General features: G+C 62.2%; 13 protein-coding genes. 6 read left to right on the top strand and 7 right to left on the bottom strand.

What is annotated here, in order from left to right; all coding sequences use genetic code 11:
- Positions 1-1,437: an NAD-dependent succinate-semialdehyde dehydrogenase gene (locus ACI2KB_RS11460; protein ID WP_404634497.1), complete on the bottom strand. Its 1,437-nt coding sequence runs from the start codon at positions 1,435-1,437 to the stop codon at positions 1-3.
- A gap of 243 nt (positions 1,438-1,680) precedes the next feature.
- Here ACI2KB_RS11460 and ACI2KB_RS11465 point away from each other — a divergent pair, with 243 nt between their 5' ends.
- Together ACI2KB_RS11465 and ACI2KB_RS11470 are read left to right on the top strand one after the other, a co-directional pair.
- Positions 1,681-2,625 carry a LysR family transcriptional regulator gene (locus tag ACI2KB_RS11465; RefSeq protein WP_404634499.1) on the top strand — a complete coding sequence of 315 codons (945 nt, stop codon included), beginning with the start codon at positions 1,681-1,683 and terminating at the stop codon, positions 2,623-2,625.
- A 95-nt stretch (positions 2,626-2,720) separates the two neighbouring features.
- Positions 2,721-4,940: an EAL domain-containing protein gene (locus ACI2KB_RS11470; protein WP_404634501.1), complete on the top strand. Its 2,220-nt coding sequence runs from the start codon at positions 2,721-2,723 to the stop codon at positions 4,938-4,940.
- Here the strand turns inward: ACI2KB_RS11470 and ACI2KB_RS11475 are convergent.
- A complete protein-coding gene (locus ACI2KB_RS11475; protein ID WP_404634503.1) occupies positions 4,933-5,358 on the bottom strand; it encodes an NUDIX hydrolase in 426 nt (141 codons plus the stop codon). The genes ACI2KB_RS11470 and ACI2KB_RS11475 overlap by 8 nt on opposite strands.
- A gap of 154 nt (positions 5,359-5,512) precedes the next feature.
- On the opposite strand from ACI2KB_RS11475, the gene yghU reads away from it, so the two are divergent.
- From yghU to ACI2KB_RS11495, 4 genes are all read left to right on the top strand, one after another.
- Entirely contained in the window at positions 5,513-6,352 is an 840-nt protein-coding gene (yghU, locus tag ACI2KB_RS11480) for a glutathione-dependent disulfide-bond oxidoreductase (RefSeq protein ID WP_404634505.1), read from the top strand.
- Positions 6,353-6,460: 108 nt separating this feature from the next.
- Positions 6,461-7,399, top strand: coding sequence for a Dyp-type peroxidase (locus ACI2KB_RS11485; RefSeq protein ID WP_404634507.1), 939 nt, complete (start codon positions 6,461-6,463; stop codon positions 7,397-7,399).
- Between the two features lie 112 nt (positions 7,400-7,511).
- Positions 7,512-9,707, top strand: a complete 2,196-nt coding sequence (locus ACI2KB_RS11490; RefSeq protein ID WP_404634509.1) for an OsmC domain/YcaO domain-containing protein — start codon at positions 7,512-7,514, stop codon at positions 9,705-9,707.
- A 177-nt stretch (positions 9,708-9,884) separates the two neighbouring features.
- Positions 9,885-10,049: a DUF2986 domain-containing protein gene (locus ACI2KB_RS11495; protein WP_404634511.1), complete on the top strand. Its 165-nt coding sequence runs from the start codon at positions 9,885-9,887 to the stop codon at positions 10,047-10,049.
- Here ACI2KB_RS11495 and ACI2KB_RS11500 read toward each other — a convergent pair.
- Genes ACI2KB_RS11500 through ACI2KB_RS11520 form a run of 5 tightly spaced genes read right to left on the bottom strand, consistent with a single transcriptional unit; the run spans position 10,030 to position 13,625 of the window.
- Entirely contained in the window at positions 10,030-10,497 is a 468-nt protein-coding gene (locus ACI2KB_RS11500) for a type II 3-dehydroquinate dehydratase (protein ID WP_404634513.1), read from the bottom strand. The genes ACI2KB_RS11495 and ACI2KB_RS11500 overlap by 20 nt on opposite strands.
- 16 nt (positions 10,498-10,513) lie before the next feature.
- Entirely contained in the window at positions 10,514-11,137 is a 624-nt protein-coding gene (locus tag ACI2KB_RS11505; RefSeq protein ID WP_404634515.1) for a glutathione S-transferase, read from the bottom strand.
- A complete protein-coding gene (locus ACI2KB_RS11510; RefSeq protein WP_404634517.1) occupies positions 11,134-12,156 on the bottom strand; it encodes an NAD(P)H-quinone oxidoreductase in 1,023 nt (340 codons plus the stop codon). Before ACI2KB_RS11510 ends, ACI2KB_RS11505 begins: the two co-directional genes overlap by 4 nt.
- Positions 12,157-12,199: 43 nt before the next feature.
- Positions 12,200-13,159, bottom strand: a complete 960-nt coding sequence (locus ACI2KB_RS11515; RefSeq protein WP_404634519.1) for an ABC transporter ATP-binding protein — start codon at positions 13,157-13,159, stop codon at positions 12,200-12,202.
- Between the two features lie 40 nt (positions 13,160-13,199).
- Positions 13,200-13,625 (bottom strand): RidA family protein, encoded by a 426-nt coding sequence (locus tag ACI2KB_RS11520; RefSeq protein WP_404634521.1) that lies wholly within the window; start codon positions 13,623-13,625, stop codon positions 13,200-13,202.
- Between the last annotated feature and the right edge of the window lie 20 nt (positions 13,626-13,645).

The raw sequence follows: 13,645 nt of genomic DNA on the forward strand, positions 1-13,645 counted from the left end.
TCAGATCTGGCTGATGAATTTGTTCGTCAAGTAATGCTCGATGCCTTCGACACCGCCCTCGGAGCCGTGGCCGCTTTCCTTCATGCCGCCAAAGGGCAGTTCGGTGGCGACGATGCGGTATTGGTTGATGCCGATCATTCCGGCTTCCAGCCCGTCGGCCACGTCGATGGCGGTGCGTGCGCTTGAGGTGAAGGCGTAGGCGGAGAGGCCGTAGGGCAGGCGATTGGCTTCGGCCAGGCCACCGGCCAGTGTGTCGAACGGCATCAGCACGGCAATCGGGCCGAAGGGTTCTTCATGCATGACACGCGCGTTCATCGGCACATCGGCCAGCACCGTTGGCTCGAAGAAGAAGCCGTCACCCTCGATGCGTTTGCCACCGGCCAGCACCCGCGCTCCACAGGCCACGGCGTCGGCCACCAGTTCTTCCATCTTGGCCAGTTGCCGAGGGTTGGCCAGCGGGCCGACTTGCACCCCGGCGTCCAGGCCGTTGCCGATTTTCAGGGCGAGTGTGGCCTCGACGAAGTGCTCGACGAAGGTGTCGTACACCGCCCGTTGAATCAGGAAGCGGGTGGAGGAAATGCACACCTGACCGGTGCCCCGGAAGCGGTTGGCAACGCCTTCCACCGCGGCCTTTTCCACGTCAGCGTCGTTGAACACCAGCACCGGGCCATGGCCGCCCAGCTCCAGCGTGATCGGCTTGACGCCTTCGGCGGCGCGGGCCGACAGCAGGCGGCCAATGGGCACCGATCCGGTGAACGTCACTTTGCGAATGATCGGCGAGGCGATCAGGTGTTTCGAGACCTGATCCGGCACGCCAAACACCACTTGCAACACGCCTTTTGGCAGGCCTGCGTCATCCAGTGCGCGGGCCAGGGCCAGTGCGGTGGAAGGGCTTTCTTCACCCGGTTTGATGATCACGCTGCAACCGGCGGCCAGCGCGGCGGAGAGTTTGCGGGCCGGGGTGATGGCCGGGAAGTTCCAAGGGGTAAACGCGGCCACCGGGCCAATCGGCTGACGCTTGACCAGTTGCAGCACGCCGGGTCGGTTGGACGGCACCACGCGGCCGTCGATGCGGCGGGCGCTTTCGGCGAACCATTCGAAGTATTCGGCAGCACGCAGCACCTCATCGCGGCTTTCAGCCAGCGGCTTGCCTTCTTCGAGGGTCATTTGTGTGGCGATATGCGCCGAGCGTTCGCGGATCAGATCGGCAGCGCGCTTGAGAACACGGGCGCGCTCCGCGGGAACGGTGTGGCGCCAGACGTCGAAGGCGTGGCGGGACACTTCAAGTGCCTGATCCAGATCGGCCTCGCTGGCCAGTGGCACTTGCCCCAGCGGTTGTTGGGTGGCCGGGTTGATCACGGTGGCGGTGGCGCGTCCTTCGGCGGACAGCCATTGGCCGTTGATGAACAGGGAGAGCGAATCGTAGGAAGCGTTCATGGGGTCACCTTTCGTTCGGACTTGCAGGGCTTTTGGCGTCAAGTGCGGGGCTTAGCCACGTTGCTTAGCCACTTTGCTTAACACCGGTTGCGATGAAGTCTATGGAGACCGGCTTCGATGATTTAGCCGTGCAAATGGCAATCAATGTTGTGCACAGGGGGAGAATCGGCGGGATAGCGATTGCCCGATGCCAATGGGCCATGGATCATGGGCGCCCTGATCAACGCGCCCCCGGAAGGATGCATGGACAAACTCTCCAACATGTCGGTGTTCGCCAAAGTCGTGGAAATGGGCAGCTTCACCGCTGTGGCCAATCACCTGGACTCCACCGTGGGCAACGTGTCGCGGGCGGTGTCGACCCTCGAAGAGCTGCTCAACACCAAGCTGCTGCACCGCAGCACGCGGCGTTTGAGCGTGACCGACGCCGGTCGGCGCTTTTATGAGCGCTGCACCTCGATTCTGGCGGACCTGGAAAACGCCGAGGCCGAGGCCCGAGACACCTTGCTCGCCCCACGCGGCACTTTGCGCGTGCACTGTGTGCCGGGCTTGGCGCGGCATCTGGTGACCCAGGCGATTCTGGCGTTTCGTGCCGAGTTTCCCGAAGTGACCGTGGAGTTGCTGTTGTCTCAGCGCATGCCCAACCTGCTGGAAGACCAGCTCGACGTGTCGGTGCTGATCGCCCGCACGCTGCCGGACTCGGCGTACGTCAGCCAGAAAATCGGCATCAGCCACTGCGTACTGGCGGCATCCCCCGATTACCTGGCGCAGCATCCCGCGCCGTCGACCCCCGAGGAACTGGCCGATCACCTGTGCGTGCGGCTGGGCACGGTGGATTACACCCCCGATGAATGGCAGTTGTTCAGCAAGACGGGGGCGTCGAGCTTTCGTCCCACAGGTGCGCACCTGAGCGTCAACGACATGGAGGCCATGGCCGTGGCGCTGCGCGAGGGCGCGGGAATCGGTCTGCTGGCCGGGTTCGCGGCCATCGATGACCTGCGCGCCGGGCGGCTGGTGCGGGTGTTGCCGGGTTACTTCACCGAAGCGCGTAATGTGTATGCGGTGTACACCTCCCGGCAGTTTGTCGATGCGAAGATCAAGCGTTTCATCGACGTGCTGAAAACGCAGGTGGGAGGCGCTCTCGATGCGTGCAGGCTAGAGCTGGTCGGCCCGGCGGGAATCGCCGAATGATCGCTGGCCCCTGAATAAACAGACGGTTAGGATAGCCATTCGCAATCATCGGTCGTTGCGACCCGCTGTTGTTACCGACGCAATCAGGTGTCTTGATGTTCAAACCCAACCTCGCCGACTGGGCCGCGACCCGACGCAGTCGTCAGTTGATCCTGCGCCTTTCTCCGGCGATTTGCGCGCTGCTGTTGCTGATCGGCCTGAGCGGCTATCTGCTGGTGCAGAACGCGTTGAATCAGGACCGGGACGTTCAGCAGCGATCGCGCATTTTCATCGCGCGGACGCTGGAGCAGGTGCGCAACGAGGTGGGGCGCAACATCATCAACTACGCCAAATGGGGCGAGGCCTATAAACACCTGCACATGACGGTGGACAAGGTCTGGGCGGACGAGCAGCGCAATGTAGGCCCCATTCCCTACGAGTTGTACGGCTACAACGGTGTGTTGGTCATCGACGCGCAGGACCGGACCAGCTACGCGGTGATCGACGGCAAGCCTTCGATGATTCAGGCCAGCGACTGGCTGGAAGGCGATCTGGACGCCCTGATCAGCGACGCGCGGCAATCGACGCTGGAAAATGATGGCCTGGTACGCGCCTTCAAAGTCGCGGGCGTTCCAGCGCTGGTGGCGGCGGCGACCATCAGCCCCGAGACCGATCCGCTCATTCAGCCTGTGCCTGGCCCTGCCTCGGTGATGATGTTCGTCACGATTCTCGACCCCGCCAAGCTCATTCATCTGAGCGACACCTACGGCTTGCCGAACATTGCCGTGTATCAAGGCCCGCAGCCCGGCTACGACACCATGCCGCTACTGGGTTCGAAGATTCAGCTGAGCTGGATGCCGCCGACACCGGGCATGGCCTTGCTCAAACAGACCTTGCCGCTGTTCATCTCAGGCGTACTGGTGCTGGCCATCGTGTTGGCCATGCTGGTGCGTTATGCCTTGACGCTGGCGCGGCAGATCGACGCTCAGTTTCAGGCCTTGCATACCAGCCAGCAGGAGTTGAGCGGCAGCGAACAGCGTTTTCGCCAGTTGTCGTTGCATGACTCGCTGACCGGCCTATCCAACCGCTTTCGTCTGCATCAGTTTCTCGACGAGCACCTGGGCCGTCCGGTGACCTGGCCGTTGACGGTATTGAGCCTGGACCTGGACCGCTTCAAACCGATCAACGACGCGCTGGGCCACGCCATTGGCGATCAGGTGCTGCACACCGTGGCGCAACGCCTGAAGACCCATGTGCAGGACGGCGACATGGTGGCGCGGCTAGGCGGCGACGAGTTCATCGTGGTGCTGGTGGGCGAGGTCGGAGAGCAGGATGTGGTGGGGTTGTGCAATGGCCTGATCGCGGACATCTGTCGGCCCATCGAGGTCGAGGGGCAGACGGTCTTCATCGGCACCAGCATCGGCATCGCGCAGGCGCCGATCCACGGCAACAGCGCCGCCGACTTGCTGAGCATGGGCGATATCGCGCTGTATCAGGCCAAGGCGGCCGGTCGTAATACCTGGCGTTTTTACGCCGACAGCATGAAGACTCAGTTGCTGGCCCGTCGGCAACTGGAGCACGAGCTGCGCGCGGCCTTGCTGCACGACCAGTTGCGCCTGCATTACCAGCCCCGTTACGCCACCGTCGGCGGCGCGCTGCGCAGTTTCGAAGCGCTGGTGCGCTGGCAACACCCGCAGCGCGGCCTGTTGCCGCCGGACACGTTCATCACGCTGGCCGAGGACACCGGGCTTATCCAGCCGCTGGGGCGCTGGGTGCTGGAGACCGCTTGCCGTGAAGCCATGAACTGGCCAGACGATGTGGGCCTGTCGGTCAACCTCTCACCGGGGCAACTGGCGGAAAATGAAGACATTGTGGCGGTGGTCGCGCAGGCCTTGCACAGCAGCGGCCTGCCTGCCAGACGCCTTGAGCTGGAAATCACCGAGCGCGTGCTGCTCGATCACGCTCAGGGCGCCGTGTCGGCGTTGACGGCGTTGCGAACGCTGGGCGTGCGTTTGAGTCTGGACGATTTCGGCACCGGTTTTTCGTCGCTGGCGTATCTGCGCAAATACCCGCTGGACGGGATCAAGATCGACCGCAGCTTCATTTCCAACATGACCGAGCGCGGTAACGATCAGGCCATCGTGCAGGCGATGATCGATCTGGGGCGCTCGCTGGGCATGACGGTCACCGCCGAGGGCGTGGAAACCCAGGCCCAACTGGAGTGCCTGCAACGCCATCCCTGCGATGAAGTGCAGGGCTTTCACTTCAGCCGAGCGCTGCCAGCGGAGGAACTGGCGGCGCTGTTCGTCCGTGAGGCACGGCCCCCGCTCAGCTAGCGGATCTGGACGTCAGCCACTCACGCAGCCGGTCTTGCAGGCGCGGGATGGCGTCGTCCATGGCCAGAAACGCCTTGACCGTGCTGACCTGCCAGCGCTGCCCCTCATCGCCGAACACCACCTGATCGAACGTCCCGGACGGCACGTCGGCCACCAGAAACCAGGTGTCCAGCCCGTTCATGCCCTGACCGACGTAGACCCGCTGGCAAACGATCCACGCCGGGTCCAAGGTCAGGCCGAATTCTTCATGGGTTTCCCGCAGGGCGCATTGCGCGGGCGTTTCATCGCCTTCGCGGCCACCGCCGGGCAGGTCCCACAGGCCCGGCCAGGGAATGGTCGGTGTGTCGTCGCGCTGGTAAATCAGCCCCTGGTCGTCGCACAGCAAGGCGATCTTGGCGCCGGAAAAGGGAGGGTGCATGGTCTTCTCTGCAATTGAAATGTGGTTGAGCCGCCCCAAGGTAACCGCATACCCTGAACCGTTCTGATATCACGCAGGTCCCGTCATGGCCCGCGGCACGACACGGCCGCGCGCCATGAATCACCATCAGTGACTCACTCTAGAGGTTTGTTTCATGTCGAAAGAAGCATACGTTCCGCCGAAGGTCTGGAAAAACGAAGCAGCCTCCGGTGGCCAGTTCGCCAGCATCAACCGCCCGGTGGCAGGCCCGACCCATGAGAAAACCCTGCCCGTGGGCAAGCAGCCGCTGCAACTCTATTCGTTGGCGACCCCCAACGGTGTGAAAGTCACCATCATGCTCGAAGAGCTGCTGGCGCTGGGCAAGACCGACGCCGAATACGACGCCTGGCTGATTCGCATCGGCGAAGGCGACCAGTTCTCCAGCGGTTTCGTCGACATCAACCCCAACTCCAAGATCCCGGCATTGGTGGACCGCAGTGTAGAGCCACCGATTCGCGTATTCGAATCCGGTTCGATCCTGCTGTACCTTGCCGAGAAATTTGGCGCGCTGCTGCCGACCGACCCGGCGGGCCGCACCGAAACCCTGAACTGGCTGTTCTGGCAAATGGGCTCGGCGCCATACCTGGGCGGTGGTTTCGGCCACTTCTACGTGTACGCTCCGGAGAAGTTCGAGTACGCCATCAACCGCTTCACCATGGAAGCCAAGCGTCAGCTTGACGTGCTGGACCGTCGTCTGGCCGAAAGCCCGTATCTGGCAGGCGACAGCTATACCATCGCGGATATCGCGGTGTGGTCCTGGTACGGTCAGGTGGTGCGGGGCACCGTGTACAATTCGGCCGAGTTCCTCGATGCCAAGAGCTACACCCATGTGCAGCGCTGGGCCGAAGAAATCGCCAACCGTCCGGCAGTCGTGCGCGGGCTGCGGGTCAACCGCACCTGGGGCGATGAGGACAAACAGGTGCCGGAGCGGCATTCGGCGGCGGATATTCGCTGATTCACCCCCGGTATTCCTGGTCAACACAGAACGTGTGGGAGCCGCCCGGCCGGCTCCCACACTGATCGTGACCAGAATCAAAATACAAATGAAGGATCAATCCGCTTCATGATGAACGACACCCCATACGCCCAGGGCATTGACACGCCGATCACCCGCAGCGCGATTTTCATGGTGGCGACCATCGCTCCCGGTGCTGAAGCTGCCGAAAAGGTCCGCGCATGGTGCGGTGACATTGCCGGTCTGGTGCGCTCGGTGGGCAAGCGGATTCCCGACGGCAATCTGTCCTGCATCTGCGGTTTCAGCTTCAACGCCTGGGATTCGCTGTTTGGCACCACGCGCCCGGCAGCGCTGCACAATTTCCGCGAATTCGGCCCTGAGGAGCGGCGCGCGGTGGCCACTCCCGGTGACATTCTGATGCACATCCGGGCCGAGCGTATGGACCTGTGTTTCGAACTGGCGACCCAGTTGCTGGAGCCATTGGGCGATGCGGTCACGGTGGTCGAGGAGGTCCATGGTTTTCGCAACTTCGACATGCGCGCCATCATCGGTTTCGTCGACGGCACTGAGAACCCGGAAGGCAAGCGCGCCGTCGATGCCACGATTGTGGGTGATGAAGACCCGGCGTTCGCCGGTGGCAGCTATGTGATCGTGCAGAAGTACCTGCACGACATGGCCGCCTGGAACCGCTTGACCGTTGAACAGCAAGAGCTGGTCATCGGCCGCAAGAAACTCTCGGACATCGAGCTGGACGACGAGGTCAAACCGAGCAATTCCCACAGCGCTCTGACCGTCATCGAAAAGGACGGCAAGGAAGTGAAGATCCTGCGCCATAACATGCCGTTCGGCCGACCGGGAGCACGGGAGTTCGGCACTTATTTCATCGGTTACGCGCGCTCCCCCGAGCCGCTGGAGCAGATGCTTGAAAACATGTTCGTCGGCCGTCCGGCCGGCAATTACGACCGCTTGCTGGATTTCAGCAAGGCCGTCAGCGGCGGGTTGTTCTTCGTGCCATCGACCGATTTCATGGCCTCGCTCGGCGACTGAGGCGAGCGCAAGGGGGGACTGGCCGATCGGGTGACTCTGTCGGCCTCGCGAGACTTTCCGCTGAAAAACCGGATAATGGCCGCCATTCGTTTTTCTCGCTGCCGGTACCCCCATGGAAATCAAGGTCAACTTTCTCGACAACCTGCGACTTGAAGCCAAGTTCGACGACTTCACGGTGATCGCCGATCAGCCCGTCCGTTACAAGGGTGATGGTTCGGCGCCGGGGCCGTTCGACTACTTCCTGGCGTCGTCGGCCTTGTGTGCGGCGTACTTCGTCAAACTGTACTGCCAGACGCGCAACATCCCGACCGAAAACATCCGGCTGTCGCAGAACAACATCGTTGACCCGGAAAACCGCTACAACCAGATTTTCAAGATTCAGGTCGAGCTGCCCGCCGACATTTCCGAGAAGGACCGTCAGGGCATCCTGCGTTCGATCAATCGTTGCACCGTGAAGAAAGTGGTGCAGGCCGGCCCTGAGTTCGTCATCGAAGAAGTCGAAAACCTTGATGCCGACGCCCAGGCGCTGTTGATGCCCGACTCGGTGGACGGCGCCAACACCTACATCCTCGGTAAAGACCTGCCGCTGGAGCAGACCATCGCCAATATGTCCGGCCTGCTGGCGGACTTGGGCATGAAGATCGAAATCGCCTCCTGGCGCAACATCGTGCCCAACGTCTGGTCGCTGCACATTCGCGACGCCCATTCACCCATGTGCTTCACCAACGGCAAGGGCTCGACCAAGGAAAGCGCGCTGGCCTCGGCGCTGGGCGAATTCATCGAGCGGCTGAACTGCAATTTCTTCTACAACGACCAGTTCTGGGGCGAAGACGTCGCCACTGCCGAGTTTGTGCATTACCCCAATGAGCGCTGGTTCAAGCCGGGCCCGAATGACGAGCTGCCCAGCGAGATCCTCGACGACTATTGCCTGAAGATCTTCAACCGCGACGGCGAGCTGCGCGGTTCGCACCTGTACGACACGAACTCCGGCAACACCCAGCGCGGCATCGTGTCGTTGCCCTTCGTGCGTCAGTCGGACGGTGAGACGGTGTATTTCCCGTCCAACCTGATCGAAAACCTGTACCTGAGCAACGGCATGAGCGCGGGCAACACCCTGGCCGAAGCGCAGGTGCAGTGCCTGTCGGAGATTTTCGAGCGGGCGGTCAAGCGCGAGATTCTGGAAGGCGAAATTGCGTTGCCGGACGTGCCGCAAGACGTGATCGCCAAGTACCCGGGCATCCTCGCCGGGATTCAGGGGCTGGAAGAGCAGGGCTTCCCGGTGCTGGTGAAAGATGCCTCGCTGGGGGGCGAATTCCCGGTCATGTGCGTGACCCTGATGAACCCGCGCACGGGAGGCGTGTTCGCCTCGTTCGGCGCCCACCCGAGCTTCGAAGTGGCGCTGGAGCGCAGCCTCACCGAGTTGCTGCAAGGTCGTAGTTTTGAAGGCCTGAACGACCTGCCGCAGCCGACTTTCGAAGGTCAGGCGGTGATCGAGCCGAACAACTTCGTCGAGCACTTCATCGACTCCAGCGGCGTGGTGTCATGGCGCTTCTTCAGCGCAGCGGCTGACTATGAGTTCGTGGAGTGGGATTTCTCAAGCGAAGGTGAAGACGCCAACGCTCAAGAGGCCGCAACCCTGTTCGGCATCCTCGAAGACATGGGCAAAGAAGCGTACATGGCCGTGTACGACGACCTGGGCGCCAACGCCTGCCGGATTCTGGTGCCGGGTTATTCGGAGATCTATCCAGTCGAAGACCTGATCTGGGACAACACCAACAAGGCCTTGCAGTTCCGCGCCGATATTCTGAACCTGCACAGCCTGAGCAAGGTCGGCCTCAGAAACCTGGTGCAAGGTCTGGAAGCCAGCGAACTGGACGATTACACCGACATCACCACGTTGATCGGCATCGAGTTCGACGACAACACCGCGTGGGGCCAGTTGACGATTCTGGAACTCAAGCTGCTGATCTACCTCGCCTTGCAGAAGTACGAGAAAGCCAAGGATCTGGTGGAGGCGTTCTTGCAGTACAACGACAACACCGTCGAGCGCGGCCTGTTCTATCAGGCGGTGAACGTGGTGTTGGAAATGCAGCTGGACGAGGACCTGGAACTGGCCGATTACGAAGTCAATTTCCGTCGCATGTTCGGTAACGAGCGCATGGACGCGGCGATCGGTTCGGTGGAAGGCAGCGTGCGTTTCTACGGCCTGACGCCGACCAGCATGAAGCTCGAAGGGCTGGACCGTCACCTGCGTTTGATTGAAAGCTACAAGAAGCTGCATGCGGCGCGGGCGAAGGCAATCCTGTAGTTGGGTGGCATAGCAGGGGCCCTGTGGGAGCGAATTCATTCGCAATGCAATCGTTCGGTCGATGCATGTGTATCGAATGTCCCGGCCCCTCGTCGGAATGCCGCCCAGAATGAATTCGCTCCTACAGGGCGCGCTCATCTCTGGGTCTGCATTTAACGTTTAAGACGAGTAAAAACCATGAACCGTCGCAAGAAAATCGTCCAACTGCTCAAGGCTCATGCCAAAAAGGCCAACGCCAAACTGGCGCCGAAGAGCAACAAACCCAAATACATCAGCAAAGCCGATCGGGCGAAGATGGAAGCCGAAGCCGCTCAGGCACCGGTCACGACGCCTGAGATTTGACCTCCTCAGCCTCTTCCAGCATCTGCGCCACCGCCGTCAACGCCAGCCGATAACCCCGCGCACCCAATCCGGCAATCACCCCGGTGGCTGCCTTGGACACATACGAGTGATGCCGAAAGCTCTCACGCTTCCAGATGTTGCTCATGTGCGCTTCGATGATCGGGCCGTCGAAGGCCAGCAGTGCATCGAGGATCGGCACCGAGCTGTAACTCAGGCCCGCGGCGTTGATGATCAGCGCATCGGCCCGCAGGCGCGCCTCCTGAATCCAGTCCACCAGCACGCCTTCGTGGTTGCTCTGGCGAAACTCCAGCGACAGCCCCAGTTCGGTGGCGTGGGCCTGACAACCCGTTTCGATGCTGGCGAAGCTCTCGCTGCCATAAGTACCGTTCTTGTCCAGCCCATAGAGGTTGGCGTTGGGGCCGTTCAGAAAAAAGACCGTGCGCGGCATGGTTGACTCCTGAGTGTCATGCAAAGGGGCGGGTGGCGAGCATCGCCGGGTGTTGATCGAACATCGCGAACCAGGCCGCTAAGGCCGGGTGATCGGCGCGCCAGTCGAGGTGGGCGAAGCGAAAATCCAGATAGCCCAGCGCGCAGCCGAGGGTGATCAGCCCGATGTCGTCGGGCTGGACGCTGAAGGTCGCTGCCTGCCGTTCAACATCAGCCAGCACAGCGTAAATCTTGGTCAATTGCCCATCGGTCCAGTCATCCCACTGTTTGTCGACGGGGCGCGCCACGGCTTCGTAGCGGGCCAGCATCGCGGCGTCCAGCAGGCCGTCGCCCAGCGCCTGACGCACCAGACTGACCCAACGTCGTTCGCCTTCACGCGGGAACAACGTGCCACCGGAAGCCGTGTCGAGGTACTCGCAGATCACCCGGCTGTCGAACAGCGCCAAACCTTCAGGCGTTTGCAGCGCAGGCACCTTGGCCAGCGGATTGAAGCGGGCGATGCGTTCGTCGCGTTTGACCGGGTGGGCAGCGGAGTCGAGCTTTTCGATTCGCTCGGCCAGTCCGAGGCAGTGCGCGACGACCATCACTTTGCGCACGTAAGGCGAGGTTGATGCGTAATACAGCTTGAAGGTTTCCATCATGCCGCCCCCATGATCAACAGCACCTTGCCCAGATTGGCGTTGCTTTCCAGCAGACGATGGGCGTCGGCGGCTTCGCTCAGGGGCAAGCGGGCATGAATCAGCGGTCGTACCTGCGCGTTCGCCAGCCAAGGCAGCAGATGCTCGCGAAGGCACGCCGCCAGACGAGCCTTCTCTTCGCGGCTTTTGGGGCGAAGGGTGGAAGAGGTGAGTGTCAGGCTTTTGCGCATCACGGTCTGCAAGTCCAGCTCGATCTTCGCCCCTTGCAGAAACGACAGGCTGACGTGACGGCCGCCGTACGCCAGCGCTTCCAGATTGCGCGCCACATAAGGGCCGCCGACGTTGTCCAGCACCACGTCCACGCCGCGCCCCTCGGTGCACTGGGCGACCACCGCCACGAAGTCTTCCTGATGGCGATCGATCGCACGCCAGACCCCAAGACGCTCCAGCAGCGCGACCTTTTCCGCGCCGCCCGCCGTGGCGATGACCCGTGCACCGGCGGCGTGGGCGCACTGCACGGCAAAGCTGCCGACACCGCTGGCCGCGCCATGGATCAGCACCACGTCCCCGGCGTTGAGGCGGCCCAGTTCGAACAGGTTATGCCACACGGTAAACGCGGCTTCCGGCACCCCGGCAGCGTCCGCCAGTGACAGTCCGGCAGGCACTGGCAAGCAGTGATCGGCCAGTGCCACGCAATACTGCGCATAGCCCCCGCCATTGAGCAGCGCCATGATCCGGTCGCCGACGGAAAACGCGTTGACACCTTCGCCCACGGCCACCACGACACCCGCCGCTTCAAGGCCCAGCACGTCAGTTACGCCACAGGGCAAGGGCATGCCGCTGCGTTGCATCAGGTCCGGGCGATTGACGCCCGCAGCGTCGACCCGTATGAGCACTTCACCGGATTGCGGCATGGGCATCGGGCGCTCGACGCACTGCAATACATCGGGGCCGCCGGGTTGACGAGCGATGATCGCAAGGGTCGTGTCGGGCAGAGCGTTAACGCGGAATAAAGCGGTCATGACAGTCTCGAAATCAGATAGGAGGTGGCGCCTGCGGCTGACGTTACAGTTCGCTGGCGAAGGCGCAGATGTCGTCGCTGTCGATGTGCAGCCCGGCGACCGCGCCCACGGGCCAACGGGTCAGGGCTTCGGCACCGGGGAGTCGAACTCGCAGGCGATCAGGGCCCAGCGCCGGTGCGTCGAGGTGAACGTCGGTATGGTCGCCTTGGAAGACATGCGCAACGACGGTTGCACTGAGGCGGATGTCAGGTCCCAAGGCTTCAAGCTGGATATGCTCCGGGCGCAAATAGACGTCCACGCGCGCGCCGATCTCGGCCTGGACCCGATCACTGGGCATGCGCAAGACAGTCCCGCCCAATGCCACGACGGCACGCTCGTCACGGCTCAGGTAACGCCCCGGCAGCACGTTGACGTCACCGACGAAGCGGGCCACGAACGGATCTTGCGGATGACGATAGATCGCGTCGGGCGGGCCGATTTGATGCACGCGTCCGGCACACATGACCACCAGGCGGTCGCTCAGGCTCAGCGCTTCGCTCTGGTCGTGGGTCACCAGCACCGTGGTCACGTCCAGCCTGCGTTGAAGGTCTTTGAGTTCGGCCTGCATGGCCAGGCGCAACGTTTTTTCCAGCCCCGAAAAAGGCTCGTCGAGCAGCAGAACGTAGGGACGATGAGACAGCGCCCGGGCCAGCGAAGCACTTTCGCTCACCAGGCTGACCTCGCACGCTGACGAGGAGGTTCCGCCCACCTGTTGGCCGTCGATCAGGATTTCACCCTGATCGGACTGGACGACACCTGCCAGCAGATTGAGCAGGGTGGTCTTGCCACAGCCTGAAGGCCCGATCAGGGTCACGAACTCGCCCTGGTGAATCTTCAGCGAGACGTCGTGCAAGGCCTGCGAATCGCCGAAGCGCTTGCTCACCTTGTCCAGTTGAATCGCGACAGGCGCACTCGACGCCGTCACGGTGGCGATTTCAATGGGCTTGATCGGGAAGGGGGCCATGGACACTCCGCTTGCAGGGGGGCGAGATCAGGCGCTGAGGTCAGGCCGCAGTCCAGTCGTCCGGGATGACCGCAATCACGTCGATTTCCATCAGCCATTCAGGCTGGCCGAGGCCGGAAATCACCAGGCCGGTGGAAATCGGGAACACACCTTTGAGCCACTTGCCGATTTCGCGGTACACCGGCTCGCGGTAGCGTGGGTCGATGATGTAGGTGGTGGTCTTGACGATGTGGGAGAGGTCGGAACCGGCTTCTTCCAGCAGTTGCTTGACGTTTTTCATGGCCTGTTCGGCTTGCGCCCGAGGGTCGCCCAAGCCCACAAGATTGCCGGCGAAATCGGTGCCAATCTGCCCGCGAACGTAGACCGTGTTGCCTGCGCGCACGGCTTGGCAGAGGTCGTTGTCCAGCGACTGGTTGGGATAGGTTTCCTTGGTGTTGAACATGCGAATGCGGGTGTGGGTCGGCATGGTGACAGCCTCTTGAACAA

The organism is Pseudomonas sp. NPDC088444, from assembly GCF_044900175.1.
Taxonomy (GTDB): Bacteria; Pseudomonadota; Gammaproteobacteria; order Pseudomonadales; family Pseudomonadaceae; genus Aquipseudomonas.